This window comes from Streptomyces nogalater (assembly GCF_039532885.1).
GTDB lineage: Bacteria > Actinomycetota > Actinomycetes > Streptomycetales > Streptomycetaceae > Streptomyces > Streptomyces nogalater.
Genome location: NZ_BAAASM010000020.1, coordinates 138,364 through 158,159 on the forward strand (window position 1 = coordinate 138,364; position 19,796 = coordinate 158,159).

Genomic DNA, 19,796 nt, shown 5'->3' on the forward strand with positions numbered 1-19,796 from the left:
GTGGGTTCGTGGGTGCGGTGTGGCCGGTTGCGCGGTACGGCCGGCGGGGAGCCGGTGGCTGCCGTGGGCCGGGGCCCGGTCGTGGTCTCGGCCGGTGCTGTGTGGTCCGGAGCTGGTCCGGCCCGACGGGTTCGGCCCGACGGGTTCGGCCGTCGCCGGAGACCGGCGGTGGGCCGCCCGGAACCGCCCCGTGCCCGGCGGTCCAGAGCCGGCCTCGGCCCCCGGCCCCGGTGGGCCGGTCCGCACCCCGGCGGCTCCGTGGCCGGCCGGACGCCCCGGCTGCACCCGCGCCCACACCGGTCACCGCTCCCGTACACCAGGCACCGCCGCACCGCATCGTCGCCCCGTCACGCACTCCCGGTGACCCGCGCCCGCCCCCCCGCCCCGGGACCACCGGGGCCGCCCCGCGCCGTATCGCCCCGCTCTCCGAAGGACTTCACCCATGACGGACCTGCACGACAAGCCCGCTCCGGCGTCCCCCCTGCCGCAGGCCGGCCCCGCCGCCGGCCTGCCGGAGAGCGGTGCGGCACCGGCGCATCCGACGCTCGGCGAGCTGTTCACCGCCTGGGTGGCCCGGACCCCGGACGCACCGGCTCTCACCGACGGGCGGCGGACCTGGACCTACCGCGAACTGGCCGCCCGCGCCGACCGGTTGGCCGCGCACCTGGTACGACGCGGAGCCGGACCGGACCGGGTGGTGGCCCTGGTCCTGCCGCGCTCCATGGAGCTGATCGCGGCCGAACTGGCCGTCGCGCGGGCGGGCGCCGCCTTCCTGCCCGTCGACCCCGCCTACCCCGCCGAGCGCCGGGCGCTGATGCTCGCCGACGCCGGTCCCGCCGTCACCCTCGACGATCCGCGCCGGGTCGGCGAACTGCTGGAGAGGGGCGGGCCGTCGGCCGCCGAGGACGGCACGGAGCGGCCGGCCGGCGCCGGCGCCGGCGCCGACCACGCGGCGTACGTCATCTACACCTCCGGCTCCACCGGCACCCCCAAGGGCGTCACGGTCACCCACCGCGGCCTCGGCGGCTTCACCTCGGCCGCCGTCGAACGGTACGCGGTGGGCCCCGGCGACCGGGTGCTCCAGTTCTCGTCGCCGAGCTTCGACGCCTCCGTGCTGGAGCTGTGCGTGTCCGTCCTGTGCGGCGCCACGCTGGTCGTACCGCCGCACGGGCCGTGGCTGGGGGACGAACTCGCGGCGGTCCTGGACGAGCACCGCGTCACCCACGCCTTGATCCCGCCCGCCGCGCTGGCCACCCTGCCCGACCCCGCGCGGGGCACCGGGCGCCATCTGCGCACGCTGATCGTGGGCGCCGAGGCCTGCCCGGCGGGGCTCGTGGACCGCTGGGCGCCCGGCCGCCGCATGATCAACTCCTACGGTCCTACCGAGGCCACCATCGTCGCCACCTGGACCGGGCCGCTCACCGCCGGCCGGGGCACCCCGACGATCGGCGGGGCCCTGCCGCACACCCGCGTGTACGTCCTGGACGCCGCGATGCGGCCGGTGCCGTCCGGCGCGGACGGGGAGTTGTTCGTCGGTGGGGACGCGGTGGCCCGCGGGTACCTGGGCCGGCCGGGACTGACCGCCGCCCGCTTCGTCGCCGACCCCTTCGGGGCGCCCGGCGCGCGGCTGTACCGCACCGGGGACCGGGCACGCTGGACCGCCGACGGGGAACTGGAGTTCCTGGGCCGGCTGGACCGGCAGGTGAAGATCCGCGGCTTCCGCATCGAGCCGGGCGAGATCGAGGCGGCCCTGCGGCGGGCCGGCGGCGGGGCGGTGGGCGAGGCGGTGGTCGTGGTCCGCGAGGACGACCCGGGCCACCAGCGCCTCGTCGCCTACGTCACCCCGGCGCATCGACCGGCACCCACCGCCCTGGCCGACACGGTGGAACGACCAGCACCTACGGCCCCGTCCGACACGGCGCAGCCCCGCGATGTCGTCGACCCGGCCGACGCTGCCGGGGGGCGCGCTACCGCCGACCCGGTTGACGCCGCCGCCATGGCCGACACGGCCGGGCCCCGCGCTGCCACCGCATCGGCCGGCGTCGCCGAGGCGCGTGATGCCGCCGACCCGGCCGACGCCGAGACGCGTGACGCCGTCAACCCGGTTGACGCCGACGAGACGCGCGGCGTCGACGACCCGGCCGACACGACCGAGCCCCGCGATGCCGCCGGCCGGGTCGACGCTGCCGAGTCGGCCGGCGTCCTGCCGCTTGATGCTGCTGGGCCGGCCGGTGCTGTCGTGCCGCTTGATTCTGCCGGGTCAGCCGGTGCTGTCGTGCCGCTTGTTGCCGCCGGGCCGGCCGGCCCCGCCGCACCGCTCGATTCCGCCGACCCGGCCGGCACGGCCGAGCCGATCGATCCCGCCGCCCTCCGTGCCGCCGTAGCAGCTCTGTTGCCCGCGCACATGGTGCCCGCCGTCGTCGTGGTGCTGGAGCGGATGCCGCTCACCCCGCAGCACAAGATCGACCGGCGGGCGCTGCCCGCGCCGGAACGCACGGTCGCGGCCGGGCGGGTGGCGCCCCGGTCGGCGCCGGAGCGGGCGCTCGCCGCGATCTGGGCCGAGGTACTGGGCGTCGACGCGGTCGGCGTGACCGACGACTTCTTCGACCTGGGCGGTGAGTCCCTCCTCGCCGCCCGGGTCCTCGCCCGGGTCCGGGAGGAGCTGGGGGTCCGGCTGACCGTGCGGGACGTGTTCACCGCGCGGACCGTCGCCGCCCTCGCCCCGCTGCTCGCCGACCCGTCGGCCGCCGCGGCCCCGGAGCCGATCCCGCCGGCCCCGGCCGAGGGTGTCCTGCCGCTGTCCAGCGCGCAGCGACGACTGTGGTACCTGGACGACCTCTCCGACGGCGGCACCGAGTACAACACCGGCGTGGCCCTGCGGTTGCGCGGCACCCTGGACCCGGACGCGCTGCGCCGCTCCCTGCACCGGCTCGCGGCCCGCCACGCCTCCCTGCGCACCACCTTCGCCACCGCCGACGGCCAGGGCGTGCAGCGGGTCGCGCCGGAACCGGAGCTGCCGCTGCGGACGGCCGACCTCTCCGGCGCACCCGACGCGGAGGACGCCGTCGAGGCGCTGCTCACCGCGGAGTTGAACCGACCCTTCGACCTGGCGGCCGGCCCGCTCACCCGGGCCCTGCTCGTCCGGCTGGGTGCCGAGGAGCACGTCCTGCTCCTGGCCCAGCACCACATCGTCACCGACGGTTGGTCGATCGGCATCCTCACCCGCGAACTCGCCGCCCTCTACCACGCCGAGACCACCGGTGAGCCCGCCGGCCTGCCCGAACCCGCCGTACAGTACCCGGACTTCGCGCTGTGGGAGCGGCGGCGGCGGGCCGGTGACGCGGACACCGCCGATCTCGCCTACTGGAGACGGCACTTGGCGGGACTCCAGCAGCTGGAGCTGCCCACGGACCGGCCGCGTCCCCCCGTGCGCACCACCACCGGCGCGGCCCACCGGCACGCCCTGCCCGCCGAGTTGACGACCCGGCTGCGCCACCTGGCCGCCGGACGCGGCACCACGGTCTTCACCCTGTTCGCGGGCGCCGCCGCGCTGCTGTTCTCCCGCTACTCGGGACAGCGCGACATCGCGTTCGGCACCGTCACCACCGGCCGCGGCCGGCGGGACCTGGAGGAGGTGCCCGGATTCTTCGCCAACACGGTGGTGCTGCGCGGCGAGGTCGACGAACGGGCCACCGTGGACCGGTTCGTGGAGAGCGTGCGGACGACCGTGCTGGACGCCTTCGCCCATGACGGTGTGCCCTTCGACCGGGTGGTGGAGGAACTCGCCCCGCCCCGCGACCCCAGCCGCACCCCGCTGGTCCAGGCGCTCGTCGTCCAGCAGAGCCCGCTGCCCGTGCCGCCGCTCGCCGGAGGGCTGCGCCTGGCCGAGCATCCGCTGCCCCGCCCGGCCGCCCGCTTCGACCTGGTCCTGGAGTTCACCCCGGACCCGGACGGCGGCACGCTCCTGACCGCCGAGTTCAACACGGACCTGTTCGACGCGGCGACCGTCGCCCGGATGACCACCCACCTGCACCGCCTGCTGGAGGGCATGGCGGACGGCCCGGGCCGCACACTGGCCGAACTGCCCATGCTCTCCGCCGAGGAGCAGCGCACCCTGGTGGACAGCTGGAACCCGCCCGCCCGCCGGCTGCGGGAGACCGGGCACGCCACGCTGCCCGGCCTGCTGCACGCCCAGGCGGCCCGCACCCCGGACCGTACGGCGGTGATCTGCGGACCGGACCGGCTGGCGTACGCCGAGGTGGCCCGGCGCGCCAATCGGCTGGCCCGGCGGCTCGTCGCGCGCGGCGCGGGCCCGGAGACCCTGGTCGCGCTGTGCCTGCCGCGCACCGCCGACCTCGTGCCCGTGCTGTGGGCGGTGCTCTCCTCGGGCGCCGCCTACCTCCCCGTCGACCCCGGCTACCCCGCCGAGCGGGTCGCGCTCATGCTCGCCGACGCCCGGCCCGCCCTCGTCGTCACCACCCGGGAGACCGCCGCCGCCCTGCCCCCCGACTGCGACCCGCTGTTCCTGGAGGACGGCACCGACCCCGCGGTGCCCGACACGGACCTGACCGACGCCGACCGGCTCCGCCCGCTGCTGCCGGACCATCCCGCGTACGTCATCTACACCTCCGGTTCCACCGGCCGCCCCAAGGGCGTCGTGGTCACCCACCGCACGGTCGCCGCGCTGGCCCGGTGGGCGGGGGAGCGGTTCGGCACCGAGGGGCTGGACCATGTGATCGCCGCGACCTCCCTCAACTTCGACGTCTCCGTCTTCGAACTGCTCTGCCCGCTGACGGCCGGCGGCACCGTCGAGGTGGTCGCCGACCTGCCGGCCCTCGCCGACGGCACCGGACCACGGCGGGCCGGGCTGCTCAGCGGCGTGCCGTCCGTCGTCTCCCGGCTGATCGCGGGCGGCACCGCGCCCGTGACCGCCGGCACCGTCGTCCTCGCCGGCGAGGCCCTGCCCGCCCAGACGCTGCACGAGCTGCGCGCCGCCCTGCCCGGCTGCCGCGTCGCCAACATCTACGGGCCCACCGAGGCCACCGTGTACGCCACCGCCTGGTTCGCCGGGGAACGCCTGCCCGACCAGGCCCCGCCCATCGGCGCCCCGGTGGCGCTCACCCGGGCCTATGTCCTGGACGGCGCCCTGCGTCCCCGACCCGTCGGTGTCACCGGCGAGTTGTATCTCGGGGGCGGTGGGCTGGCCCGCGGCTACCTGAACCGTCCCGGACTGACCGCCGCCCGGTTCGTCGCCGACCCGTTCGGTGCGCCGGGGGAGCGCATGTACCGCACCGGCGACCTGGTGCGCCGCCGCGCCGACGGCACGCTGGAGTACGTCGGCCGGACCGACCAGCAGGTCAAGGTGCGCGGCTTCCGCATCGAACTGGGCGAGGTGGAGGAGGCGTTGCGCGGCTGCGCCGGTGTGGCCGGGGCCGCGGCCACCGCCGCCACCGACCGGGACGGCCACCGGCGCCTGGTCGGCTACGTCGTCCCGGCCGCCGGACGGCGGACCGAACCCGAGGCCGTACGCCGGGAACTGGGCCGGACGCTGCCCGACTACATGGTCCCGTCGGCCGTCGTCGTACTGGACGCCCTGCCGCTCAGCCCGAACGGCAAGCTCGACCGCGGCCGGCTCCCCGACCCCGGGCCCGCCGTGCGCGCGGTACGGCATGTCGCGCCCCGCACACCCACCGAGCGCGTGCTCGCCGCGATCTGGTCCGAGGTGCTGCGGGTGGAGCGGATCGGCGTCGACGACAACTTCTTCGAGCTCGGCGGCGACTCGATCCTCAGCATCCAGGTGGTGGCCCGTGCCCGGCAGGAGGGGCTGCCGCTGACCTCCCGGGACGTCTACCGGCACCAGACGGTGGCCGCCCTGGCCCGCCGCGCGGACGCCGCCGGCGGCCCGCGCGAGGCCGCCCCCGCACCGGAGGCGGCCACCGGCACCGCCCCCCTGACCCCCATCCAGCGCTGGCTGTTCGACACCGCCGCCGAACGCGCCGGCCACTTCGCCCAGGCGCTGTCCGTCCGGCTGCCCGACGACCTGGACCCGGCGGCGCTCCAGGACGCGCTGAACGACCTGGTCGCCCACCACGACGCCCTGCGCTCCCGCTTCACCGCCGACGGCCCGGGCGGCGCCCCCGCCTGGGTGGTCGACGAACGGGCGCCCCGCCTCCGTCTGGCCCGCCACGCCGGACCGGAGACCGACACCCCCCACTTCGGACCCTTCGACCTCGCCCGGGGGCCGCTGCTGCGGGCCGTGCTGCACGACACCGGCGCCGGCCGGCCTCCGGTGCTGCACCTCGCCGTCCACCACCTGGTGGTCGACGGCGTCTCCTGGCGGCTGCTGCTGGAAGACCTGGACCGCGCCTACCGGGCCCGCCGCGCCGGCCGCGACGGCGCCGCCGCGCTGCCCGCCAAGTCCTCGCCGCTGCGCCAGTGGGCCCGCCGGCTCGCCGCCCACGCGGCGGACGGCGGCTTCGACGACGAACGCGAGTACTGGGCGCGGGCCCTCCCCGAGACCGGCCCCGCCCTGCCGACGGGACCCGCCGGCACCTACGCCCGGCAGCGCGCGGTCACCGTCCGGTTGAGCCCCGAGGACACCTCGGCGCTGCTGCGCACCCTGCCCGACACCTACCGCACCCGGGCCAACGACGTCCTGCTCGGCGCCCTCGGCCGGGCCCTGTGCGGCTGGAGCGGCCTGGACCGGGTCCTGGTCGACGTCGAGGGACACGGCCGCGAGGAACTCTTCCCCGACCTCGACACCAGCCGCACGGCCGGCTGGTTCACCACCCGGTACCCCGTCGCGCTCGCCGTCCCCGAGGACGCCGGCTGGGACACCGTACTGAAGCGGGTCAAGGAGCAGCTGCGCGCCGTACCCCGGCACGGCCTGGGGTACGACGTCCTGCGCCGGCTCGCCGGTCCCGGGGCGGCGCCGCCCGCCCCGCAGGCGCACATCAGCTTCAACTACCTGGGCCGGATGGAGCTGCCGCGGGACCCCGAGGGCCTGTACCGGGGCACCGTACGCCCGCTGGAGCTGGACGCCGACCCGGCCGCCGCCCGCCCGCACGCCCTGGAGGTCGTCGGACAACTCGTCGCCGACCGACTGGAGTTCACCTGGTTCTACGCCGACGGGCCGCAGCGCGAGGAGGAAGTCGCGGACCTTGCCGGGCGGTTCGCCGCCGCGCTCGCCGACCTGGCCCGGTACGCCGCCCGGCCGGGCGCCGCCGGCCGTACCCCGTCCGACTTCCCGCTGGCCCGGCTCGACCAGGCCACCGTCGACCGGATCACCGGCCCGGACCCGGCGGCGGTGGCGGACGTGTACCCGCTCACCCCCACCCAGGCGGGCATGCTCTTCCACGGCCTGTCCCCGGACGACCGGGGTGTCTACCTCCAGCAGCTGACGTTCGTCCTGGACGGCGTGCCCGACCCGGGCGCCCTCGCCGCCGCCTGGCAGCACGTGACCGACCGCACCGAGACGCTGCGCGCCCGGGTCGTCTGGCAGGACGTGCCCGAGCCGCTGCTGGTGGTGGCGCGCCACGCGGACCTGCCGGTCACCCACTGGGACTGGCGCGACCTGAGCGGGGACGAGCGCCGCGCCCGCCTGGACGACGTACTCGCCCGGGACCGCGCGGAGGGCATCGACCTCGGGCGGGCCCCGCTCCAGCGCCTGCTCCTGATCCGCCTGTCCGACACCGCCGTCCGCGTGGTGTGGACCTTCCACCATCTGCTGCTCGACGGCTGGAGCATGTTCCAGGTCCTCTCGGACGTCTTCGCCCACCACGCCGGAGCAGCCCCCGACACCCTCCCGCACCGCCCGCCGCACCGCGAGTACGTGGCCTGGCTGCGGCAGCGCGACCCCGCCCCGGCCGAACGGCACTGGCGACGCAGGCTGTCCGGACTGACCGAGTCGACCCGGCTGCCCTACGACCGCGAGCCGCGCGAGGCCCACCGCGCCGAGTCCACGCACGCCGTGCGCCGCACGCTGCCCCCGGCCGCCACCCGGGCGCTCCAGGAACTGGCCCGGACCTCCGGCCTCACCCTCAACACCCTGGTGCAGGGCGCCTGGGCGCTGCTGCTGGCCCGGCAGGCCGGCCGGGACGAGGTGGTGTTCGGCACCACCGTCGCCGGACGGCCGCCCGAACTGCCCGGCGCCGACACCATGACCGGCCTGTTCATCACCACCCTGCCCACCCGGGCCGCCGTCCCCGGCCACGGCACCCTGCTGGACTGGCTGCGCGCCCTCCAGCACGACCAGAGCGAGGACCGCCGCTTCGACCACCTGCCGCTCACCCGGCTGAAGACGTTCACCGGGCTCCCCGAGCGGACCGGGCTGTTCGACAGCATCGTGGTCTTCGAGAACTACCCGGTGGACGACGGCCTCGCCGCCGCCCACGGGCTGCGCCTGAGCGGCCTGGAAGGCGTCGAGACCACCAACTACCCGCTGAGCCTGACCGCCTACCCCGGCCCCGAGCTGACCCTGCGGCTCGGCTACGACCCCCGGCTGTTCGACGCCGGCACGGCCGAGCGCATGGCCGAGTACCTCACCGTCCTGCTCACCCACCTGCCGGCCGGCTCCCACCGCCCGCCCGCCCGGCTCCCGCTGCTCGCCCCGGACCGCCGCGAGCAGGTGCTGCGCGCCTGGAACGACACCGCCACCGACCTGCCCGAGACCACCGTCGCCGCCCTCTTCGCCGCGCAGGTGCGCCGCACCCCCGACGCCGTGGCCCTGGAGGCCGGGGACACCGCGGACACGCGCCTCACCTACCGCGAACTCGACCGGCGCGCCGCCGACTTGGCCGGCCTGCTGGCCGGGCTCGGGGTGCGGCCGGAACGCCCGGTCGGGGTGCTCATGGACCGGTCCGTGGCCCTGATCGTCGCGCAGCTGGCCCTCGTGCGCACCGGCGGTGTGTACGTGCCGCTGGACGGCAGGGCCCCGGCCGAACGGCTGCGCCGGATGCTCGCCGAGGCGGGCGCGGACCTGCTGCTCACCGACGCCGGCCGGGAACGGACGGCACGGGAACTGCTGCCCGGGGGCGGGGTCCTGCGGGTGGACGACGACACCTCCGGAGCACCTGACGCCGGGCCGATGCCTGCCGTCCACCCCGACAACGTCCAGTACCTGATGTTCACTTCGGGCTCCACCGGCACCCCCAAGGGGGTCGCGGTGCGCCAGCGGGACGTGGCCGCGCTCGCCCGGGACCGGGTCTTCGCCGGGCACGACCGGGTCCTCGTGCACTCGCCGCACGCCTTCGACGCCGCCACCTACGAGGTATGGGTGCCACTGCTGCGCGGCGGCACGGCCGTCCTCGCCCCGCCCGCCGGCCTCGACGCCGCTCAGGTCCGCCGTGCCGTCACCGAGCGGGGCGTGACCTGTCTGTGGCTGACGGCCGGCCTGTTCCGGCTGCTGGCCCAGGAGGACCCCGGCTGCCTGCGCGGCGCCCGCGAGGTGTGGACCGGCGGCGAGGCCGTGCCCGGCGCGGTGGTCCGCCGGGTCCTGGACGCCTGCCCCGGCCTGACCGTCGTGGACGGCTACGGCCCCACCGAGACCACCACCTTCGCCACCCGCCGCGTCTTCCGCTCCGGTGACCCGCTGCCCGCCGTCCTGCCCATCGGCCGTCCTCTGGACAACACCCGCGTCTACGTCCTGGACGCCGCACTCCAGCCGCAACCACCCGGCATCCCCGGGGAGTTGTACATCGCCGGAGCCGGCCTGGCCCGGGGCTACGCGGGCCGGCCGGGCGCGACCGCCGCCCGCTATGTCGCCGACCCCTACGGCCCGCCCGGCACCCGGATGTACCGCACCGGCGACCTCGTGCGCTGGAGCGCCGACGGCGAACTGCACTTCGTCGGCCGCGCGGACGACCAGATCAAGATCCGCGGCTTCCGTGTCGAACCCGCCGAGATCGAGGCCCGCCTCACCGCCCACCCCGCCGTCACCGAGGCCGTCGTCTCCCTGTACGAGGACGCCGGACGCAAGCGGCTCGCCGCCCACCTCGTACCGGCCGAAGACGCCGAGGTGCCCCCCGCCGCCGAACTGCGCGCCCACCTGGCGGTCGGACTGCCCGACTACATGCTGCCCGCCGCGTTCGTCACCATGCCGGAGCTGCCGCTGACGGCCAACGGCAAGGTCGACCGGCGGCGGCTGCCCGCCCCCGACTGGTCGGCGGGCGGCGAGCGGACCCACCGCGCACCGCGCACCGACGCCGAGCGGACCCTCGCCGGGATCTGGGCCGAACTGCTCGGCGTCGAACGCGTCGGCGTGGACGACAACTTCTTCATGCTGGGCGGCGACTCCATCCTCAGCATCCAGGTGGTCTCCCGGGCCCGCGCCGCCGGACTCACCCTCACCCCGCGCGATCTGTTCCGGCATCCCACGGTGGCCGGACTGGCCGCCGCGGGAGGTGCCGCGGCACCCGCCGCCGGCACCGAACCGGTCGCCGGACCGGCCGGACTCACCCCGATCCAGCACTGGTTCCTGGACGCGCGGCCCGCGCGGCCCGCCTTCTTCAACCAGTCCGTCGTGGTCGAGACGCCCGGCCCGGTCGACGAGGACGCCCTGCGCCGCGCCCTCACCGCGCTGTGGACCCACCACGACGCCCTGCGCGCCCGGTTCCGCCGCGACCGCGACGGCGCCTGGCACCAGGACATCGCCGCCCACGACGGTCCCGTCCCCGAACTGCTCCGGCCGCACGACCAGCGGGACGAGGAAGCCGTCACGGCGGCCACCCACGCGCGACTCGACCTGGAAGCAGGCCCGTTGTTCGTGGCGCGCCTGTTCACCGCCGACGGGGGGCGGCCCGCCCGGCTGCTGCTCGTCGCCCACCACCTGGTGGTCGACGGCGTCTCCTGGCGGATCCTGCTGGAGGACCTGGAGACCGCCTACCGGCAGGCCGCGGCCGGCGAATCCGTACGGCTGCCCGCCCGCACCACCTCCGCGGCCGAGTGGGCCCGCCGGCTGCGCGACCTCGACGTCACCGGTCAACTCCCGTACTGGGAACGGACCGCACGGGCGAGCGCCGACCCGCTGCCCGTGGACTTCGCCGGCGGCAACACCATGGCCGACATCCGCGAGGTCACCGTACGGCTCGGCCGCGAGCACACCGACGCCCTGCTGCGCCGCGTGCCCGGCGTCTACCGCACCCGCGTGGACGACGTCCTGCTCACCGCGCTGGGCCGGGTCCTCGCCGACTGGACCGGACGCGCCACCGTCGCCGTCGGCCTGGAGGGACACGGCCGCGAGGACCGGCGGACCGAGGACGTCGACCTGTCCCGCACGGTCGGCTGGTTCACCGCGCTCCACCCGGTCGCCCTGACCGTCCCGGCGGGGAACTGGGGCACCGCGCTGAAGTCGGTCAAGGAACAGCTGCGGGCCGTACCCGAGCGGGGACTCGGCTACGGCGTACTGCGCCACCTCGCCCGCGACCCACGGCTCACCGGCGCCCCCGAACCCGGCATCAGCTTCAACTACCTGGGCCGCTTCGACTGGACGGCCGACGACGCCGCCCTGGTCCGGGCGGTCCCCGGCGGCCTGGGCGGCGCCGAGGCGCCGGACACCGAACGGCCGCACCTGCTGGACGTCGTGGCCCGGGTCGAGGCCGGCCGGCTGGAGATCACCTGGCACTACAGCGGCGGACGGCACCGCGAGGAGACCGTCACCGCCCTCGCCGAGGGCATGCTCACCGCGCTCGGCGACATCGTCGCCCACTGCGCCCGCCCCGGCGCGGGCGGCCGTACCCCGTCGGACTTCCCGCTGGCCCGGCTCGACCAGGCCGCCGTGGACCGCATCGCCGGCAACGGCCGGGACGTCGAGGACATCTACCCGCTCACGCCGATGCAGGAGGGCATGCTCTTCCACAGCCTGCTCGACCCCGTCGGCCGCACCTACGTCAACCAGGTCCAGCTCGTGCTGGCCGGCGTCACCGACCCGCCCGCGCTCGCCGCAGCCTGGCAGCACACCGCCGACGCCAACCCCGTGCTGCGCACCGCCCTGGTCTGGCAGGAGACCTCCGAACCGCTCCAGGTCGTCCGGCACCGGGCCACCGTGCCCGTCGCCCACCACGACTGGTCCGCCCTGCCCGAAGAGCACCGCGCACACGAACTGGACCGGCTGCTCGCCGAGGACCGGGAGCGGGGCATCGACCTGGCCGCCGCGCCCCTCATGCGGCTCACCCTGATCCGGCTGGCGCCGGACCGCGTCCGCCTGGTGTGGACGTTCCACCACGTCCTGCTCGACGGCTGGAGCGCCGCCCAGGTCTTCGAGGAGGTGTGCGAGCGGTACGCCGCCCTGATCTCCGGGCGCCGCCCGGACACCCCCGGGCGCAGGCCCTTCGCCGACTACCTGCGCTGGCTCGCCGGACGCGACACCGGCCGGGCCGAGCGGTACTGGCGCACCACCCTGGCGGGCTTCCAGGCCCCCACCGCACTGCCCCGCGACCGGCGGCCCGCCGGGGCCCACCGCACCTCCTCCTCCGGAACCGTGCGCATGACCCTCGGGGCGGACCTCTCCGCCCGGCTGCGGGAGACCGCCCAGCGGGCCGGGCTCACCCTCAACACCGTGCTCCAGGGCGCGTGGGCGCTGCTGCTGTCCCGCTACGGCGGCGGCACCGACGTGGTGTTCGGCACCACCGTCTCCGGGCGGCCCGCCGAACTGCCCGGCGTCACCTCGATGGTGGGCCTGTTCATCAACACCCTGCCCACCCGGGTCCGCGTGGACGGCTCGCGCCCGCTGCCCGAGTGGCTGCGCGGCATCCAGACCGCCCAGTCCGAGGCCCGCCGCCACGACTTCGTCTCGCTGGCCCAGATGCAGTCGTGGAGCGAACTGCCGGGCGGAACCGCCCTGTTCGACTCCCTCGTGGTCTTCGAGAACTACCCCTTCGACGCGGGCGCGCCCGCCCGGCACGGCCTCACCATGGAGCCCGAACGGGACCTGGAGCCGACCAACTACCCGCTCAGCGTGGTCGTGGCTCCCGGTGACACCCTCACCGTGAATCTGGACTACGACCCGGCCGCCTTCGACGCCGCCACGGTGACCGCGCTCGGCGAGAGCCTGCGCACCCTGCTGACCGGCATGGCCGGCGGCCTCGACCGCCGCCTGGCCGACCTGCCGCTGCTGGATTCGGCCGAGGAGCGGGCACTGGTGGCCCGGTTCGGCGGACGGACCACCGAGGCACCCCGGGGCACCCTGCCCGACGCGTTCCGGCGGCAGGCCGAGCGCACCCCCGACGCGCCGGCCGTCCGGCACGGCGACGAGTGCCTCACCTACCGCGAACTCGACACCCGTTCCAACCGGCTGGCCCGGCGGCTGATCGCCGCCGGCGCCGGACCCGAACGCTTCGTCGCCCTCTGCCTGCCCCGCACCGCCGACCTGGTCACGGCGCTCCTCGCCGTGCTCAAGAGCGGCGCCGGCTATCTGCCCGTCGACCCGCAGTATCCGGCCGAGCGCGTCGCGTTCCTCTTCGAGGACGTACGGCCCGACGCCGTGATCACCGCCGCCGAGACCGCCGGCCGGCTCCCCGAGGGCCCCTGCACCCGGATCCTGCTGGACCGCGACCCCGGCCCCGGGACGCCGGACACCCCGGTCGGCGACGACGAGCGGCACACCACCCTGCTGCCCGGCCACCCCGCCTACGTCATCCACACCTCCGGCTCCACCGGCCGCCCCAAGGGCGTCGTCGTCCACCACGCCTCCGTGCTCGCCCTCGCCGACTGGGCGGCGGCCGAGTTCGCCGGACGGGGACTGGACCACGTGGTGGCCTCCACCTCGCTCAACTTCGACGTGTCGGTCTTCGAGATCTTCGCGCCGCTGCTGAACGGCGGCTGCGTGGAGATCGTCCGCGATCTGCTGGCCCTCGCCGAGCGCCCCGGACCCTGGCGGGCCGGACTGCTCAGCGCGGTGCCCTCGGCCCTGGACCGGCTGCTCGCCGAGGACGCCGTACGGATCACCGCCGACACCGTCGTCCTCGCCGGGGAGGGGCTGCCCGCCCGGACCGTACGCCGGGTCCGCGACGCCGTCCCCGGCTGCGAGGTGCGCAACATCTACGGCCCCACCGAAGCCACCGTCTACGCCACCGCCTTCACCTGCGACCCGGCCGACCCCGACCGGGACCCGCCGATCGGCCGGCCGCTCGGCGGTGCCCGCGCCCATGTCCTGGACGAGCGGATGCGCCCGGTGCCGGTGGGCGTGCCCGGTGAGCTGTTCCTCGCCGGGACCGGTGTCGCCCGCGGCTATCTGGGCCGTCCCGGCCTGACCGCCGCCCGCTTCCTGCCCGATCCGTTCGGCCCGCCGGGCAGCCGTATGTACCGCACCGGCGACCTGGTCCGCTGGACGGCCGACGGCGACCTCGTCTACCTCGGCCGCGGCGACGACCAGGTGAAGGTGCGCGGCTTCCGCATCGAACTGGGCGAGGTCGAGGCCGCGCTGGCCCGCCACCCGGCCGTGGCCGCGGCGGCGGCCCGGGTCGTCGAACACGCCGGCCACCGCCGCCTCGTGGGGTACGTGGTGCCACGTACACCTGCCCCGGCGGACGGCGGCGGGACACCGGGTGCGGCGAGTGCGCCGGGTGCTGTCGGTTCCGGGGCGTCGGGTGTGGCGAGTGCGCCGGCATCTGCCGACTCCCAGGCGTCCGGTGCGGCCGGCGCGCCGGGTGCTGTCGGCTTCGAGGCGCCCGGTGCGCCGGTGGCAGGGGTCTCCGTCGGGGCGGAGCGTTCCGGCGGGGTCGGTCTGTCCGGCCCCACCGAGTCCCGCCCGGCCGTCCCCGACACCGCCGAACTGCGTGCGTTCCTCGCCCGCAGTCTGCCCGACCACCTCGTCCCCGCCCTCGTCGTCCCGCTGGAGCGGCTGCCGCTCGGGGCCACCGGCAAGCTCGACCGGCGGGCGCTGCCCGTGCCCGAGTGGGCCGCGCCGGCCACCGGGACGGGCGGGCGGCCGCCGCGTACCGAGGCCGAGCGGACGCTCGCCGCGATCTGGACCGAGGTGCTGGGCGTATCCGAAGTCGGCGCGGACGACAACTACTTCACGCTCGGTGGGGACTCCGTCCTCGGTATCCGGATCGTGTCCGCCGCCCGCCGGGCCGGTCTCGCGCTGACCCCCCGGCACCTGTTCACCCACCAGACCCTGGCCGAACTGGCCTCCGCGGCCGAACGGCTGCCGGTCACCGCCGTCACCGCCGAGCAGGGCCCGGTGACCGGCGACACCCCGCTCACCCCCGTACAGCACTGGCTGCTGTCCACCCTCACCGGCGACCCCGCCCACTTCAGCCAGACGGTCGCCCACGAGCTGGCCGCCGACCCCGACGAGACCCTGCTGCGGGCCTCCCTGGCCGTCGTACTGGAGCACCACGACGCGCTGCGGATGCGCTATGAGCGGGCGGCGGACGGCGGTTGGCGGCAGTGTGGCACCGCGCCCGGCGACCGGGAGCCGTATCTGGAGGTGCACCACGGGGCGGACCCCGCGGCGGTGGCCGAGACCCTCGGCGCCGGGTTCGACCTGGCCGCCGGGCCGCTGCTGCGGGCCGCGCTGTGCCGCCCGGCCGACGAGGCACGCCCGGCCGGCGAAGCCCGCCCGGCCGGCGGTGTGCGGCCGGTGCTGCTGCTGGCCGCACACCACCTGGTCGTGGACGCCGTGTCCTGGCGGCTGATCCTGGAGGACCTGGACACCGCCTACCGCGCGCTGCGGGACGGCGGCCGGCCCGCCCTCGCACCGAAGAGCACCTCGTTCCGGGACTGGGCGCGACGGCTCGCCGCACACACCGAGGCGGGCGGCTTCGACGGTGAACTCCCTTACTGGCAAGGGACGGCGGCCGACGCCACGCTGCCCGTCGACCACCCCGGCGGCGCCGACACCGTCGCCGACGAGGACAGCGTCACCGCCGGACTCGACGCCGAGGAGACCCGCCGGCTGCTCCAGGACGTGCCGGAGGCCTACCGCACCCGCGTCAACGACGTGCTGCTCACCGCGCTGGGCCGGGTCCTGGCCCGGTGGACCGGCCGGGACCGGGTGGCGGTGACCCTGGAGAGCCACGGCCGCGAGGACCTGTTCGAGGACACCGACCTGGCCCGCACCACCGGCTGGTTCACCGCGATGTACCCGGTGACCCTGGACCTGCCCCGGGACGCCGGACCCGGCACCGCGCTGAAGTCCGTCAAGGAGACCCTGCGGGCCGTACCGCACGGCGGACTCGGCTACGGCGCGCTGCGCCACCTGCACCGCACCGCCGGCCGTGAACTGCCCGCCCTGCCGCCGGTCTGCTTCAACTACCTGGGCCGGCCGGACGGAACCCCCGCCCCCGGCGGCCTGCTGCACGCACCGCACGGCGGCCTCACCGGCGGCATGGACCGCTCGGCCGGCCGACCGCACCTCCTGGACATCCTCGGCCAAGTCACCGACGACCGGCTGGAGTTCACCTGGTCGTACTCGCGCGGACTGCACCGGCGGGAGACCGTCGCCCGGCTGGCGGCCGAGCTGACCGGGGAACTGCGCGCGATCGTCCGGCACTGCGCCGAGCCCGGCGCGGGCGGCCGTACGCCGTCCGACTTCCCGCTCGCCCCGCTGGACCAGGCGGCCGTGGACCGGCTCGTCGGCGACGGAGCCGGCGTCACGGACATGTACCCGCTCACCCCCACCCAGACCGGCATGGTGATGCACGGCCTGGACGAGGCCGAACACGGCCTGTACGTCGAGCAGATCACCTTCGTGGCCGACGGCGCCCACGACCCCGCGACGCTGGCCGCGGCCTGGCGGCACGTGGTCGACCGCACCCCCGTACTGCGCACCTCCGTCGCCCTGCGCGGCGTACCGGTGCCGCTCCAGATCGTCCACCGGCACGTCACCCTGCCGGTCACCGAGCACGACTGGAGCGCGCTGCCGGCGAAGCGGCACGCCGCGGAGCTGGAGCGGCTGCTCGCCGACGAGCGGGCCCGGGGCCTCGCCCTGGACCGGGCCCCGCTGCTGCGGCTCGCGCTGGTCCGGCTCGGCCCGGACGCGGTACGGGTGGTGTGGACCTTCCACCACGTCCTGCTGGACGGCTGGAGCGTCTTCCACGTCCTGTCCGACGTCATGGCCGTGTACGCCGCCCTCGCCCGGGGCGAGCGACCCCGGCTGCCCGAGCGCCGGCCGTTCGCGGACTACGCCGCCTGGCTCGCCGCCCGCGACACCGCCGCCGCCGAGGACCACTGGCGCGGCGCCCTGGCCGGACTCGCCGCCCCGACCCCGCTGCCGTACGACCGGCGGCCCGCCCCCGACGCCACCGCCCGCTCCGGCACCTGGCTGTCCCGGCGGCTCGACCCCGGACGGACGCGGCGGCTTCAGGAGTTCGCCCGCCGTCACCGCCTCACCCTCAACACCCTGGTGCAGGGCGCCTGGGCGCTGCTGCTGGCGAGGTGGAGCGGGGAACGGGAGGTCTGCTTCGGCACCACCGTCTCCGGACGGCCCGCCGGACTGCCCGGCGCCGACACCATCACCGGCCTGTTCATCACCACGCTGCCCGCCCGCACCGAAGTCGACGGCACGGCCCGCTGCGACACCTGGCTGCGCGCCCTCCAGGAGGCGCGGGCCGAGGACCGCCGCCACGGTCACCTGCCCCTGAGCGAACTGCACTCCTACACCCAGCTCCCGCCGGGAACCGAGCTGTTCGACAGCCTGGTGGTGTTCGAGAACTATCCGGTCGGCGAGGCGACCGCGGGCGCGCACGGGCTCGCGCTGCGCGACCTGGACGCCCGGGAGGCCACCAACTACCCGCTCACCGTGGTCGTCTCGCCCGGCGACCGGCTCACCGTGGAACTCGGCTACGACCCCCGGTACTTCGAGCCGGAGACCGCCGCCTCGATGGCCGGACAGCTGCTGCACACCCTGCACGCGCTGGCCGGCTCGGACGGCACCGCCCGCCTGGACGACCTGGACGTGCTCCCGCCCGCGCACCGCCGGCGGCTGCTGCGCGGCCCGTCCCGGCCCGCGCTCGGCCCGGTGTCCGCCGCCACCCTGCCGGCGCTCGTGGAGGCCGCCGTCGACCGGTGGCCCGCCGAGCCCGCCCTCCAGGCGCCCGGCACCCTGCTCACCTTCGCCGAGGCCGAGGCGCGGGCCAACCGGCTGGCGCACCGGCTCATCGCCCGGGGCGCCGGGCCCGGCGACCTCGTCGCACTGCTGCTGCCCCGCTCGGCGGACATGGTGCTGGCCCAGCTCGCGGTGGCCAAGTCCGGCGCCGCCTTCCTGCCGGTGGACCCCGCCTACCCCGAGGAGCGGATCGCCCTGATGCTGCGCGACGCCGCCCCCGCCCTCACCCTGGACGCCAAGGAGATCGCCGGCCTGCTCGCCGCCCCGCCGGACGGCACCCCCGGACACCGGCCCACCGACGCCGACCGGACCCGCCCGCTCGACCCGGACGACGCGGCCTACGTCATCTACACCTCCGGCTCCACCGGCACCCCCAAGGGCGTCGTCGTCACCCACCGGGGCCTCGCCGCGTTCAGCGCCGCCGAGGCCGCCCACTACCAAGTCGCCCCCCAAGACCGGGTGCTGGCCTTCGCCACGCCCAGCTTCGACGCCTCCGTGCTGGAGCTGTGCATGTCCCTGCCGCACGGCGCCCGGCTCGTCGTACCCCGGCCCGGCCCGCTGCTCGGCGCCGAACTCGCCGGCGTACTGCGCGCCGAACGCGTCACGCACACCCTGCTGCCGCCGGCCGCGCTCGCCACCCTGCCCGCCGGCACCCCCGGCACCCTGCCGGACCTGAAGACCCTGATCGTCGGCGCCGACGCCTGCGGCGCGGAACTCGTCGCCCGCTGGGCCCCGCACCACCGCATGGTCAACTCCTACGGCCCCACCGAGGCCACCGTCGTCGCCACCTGGTCCGCCCCGCTGGAGCCGGACGGCGCGGCACCGCCCATCGGCCGCCCGCTGCCCGCCACCGGCGCCTACGTCCTCGACGCCCGGCTGCGCCCGGTCCCCGACGGCGTACCCGGCGAACTGTGGCTGAGCGGACCGGCGTTGGCCCGCGGCTACCTAGGCCGGCCCGGACTGACCGCCGCCCGCTTCCGCGCCGACCCGTTCGGGCCGCCCGGCACCCGCATGTACCGCACCGGCGACCTGGTGCGCCGGGACGGCGCGGGCGAACTGCACTACCTGGGCCGCACCGACCACCAGCTGAAACTGCGCGGCCACCGCATCGAGGCGGGCGAGGTCGAGGCGGTGCTCACGCGCCATCCGGGCGTACTGGACGCCGTGGTGACCGTACGGGAGGACGAACCGGGCCTGCCGCGCCTGGTCGCCCACCTGCTCGCGGCCCCCGGCGCCGAACCGCCCACCGCCACCGGACTGCGCGAGCTGGCCGCCCGTTCGCTGCCCGGGTACATGGTGCCGTCGGCGTTCGTGGTGCTGGACCGCTTCCCGCTCACCGAGAACGGCAAGACCGACCGGGCCGCGCTGCCCGCCCCCGCACCGGCCCGGGAGCGGGAGCGGCCGGAGTACGTGGCGCCCCGCACGCCGACCGAGGAGGCGCTGGCCGCCCTGTGGGAGGAGGCCCTCCAGACGGCCGTGGGCGCCGAGGACGACTACTTCCTGCTCGGCGGCGACTCCCTGCGCGCCCTGCTCATCGCCTCCCGCGCCAACGACGCGTTCGGCGTGGCGCTCACACCCCGCGACGTCCTGGTCTCCCGCACGGTCGCCGCGCTGGCGGAACTCGTGGAGGAACAGGTGCTGAGCGAACTGGAAGCGGCCGCGTACGGCGATGACGGACCAGACCCCGCCCACGGCGGACCCGATGACGAAGACGCCGCGTACGGCGGCCCCGACCACGACGAACGGTGAG

1 protein-coding gene is annotated in these 19,796 nt (G+C 76.5%); it reads left to right on the forward strand.

The window, feature by feature from the left end:
• The first annotated feature begins 442 nt into the window (after positions 1 to 442).
• Positions 443 to 19,795, forward strand: coding sequence for a non-ribosomal peptide synthetase (locus ABD350_RS16425; protein WP_344348843.1), 19,353 nt, complete (start codon positions 443 to 445; stop codon positions 19,793 to 19,795).
• Position 19,796 lies beyond the last annotated feature (1 nt).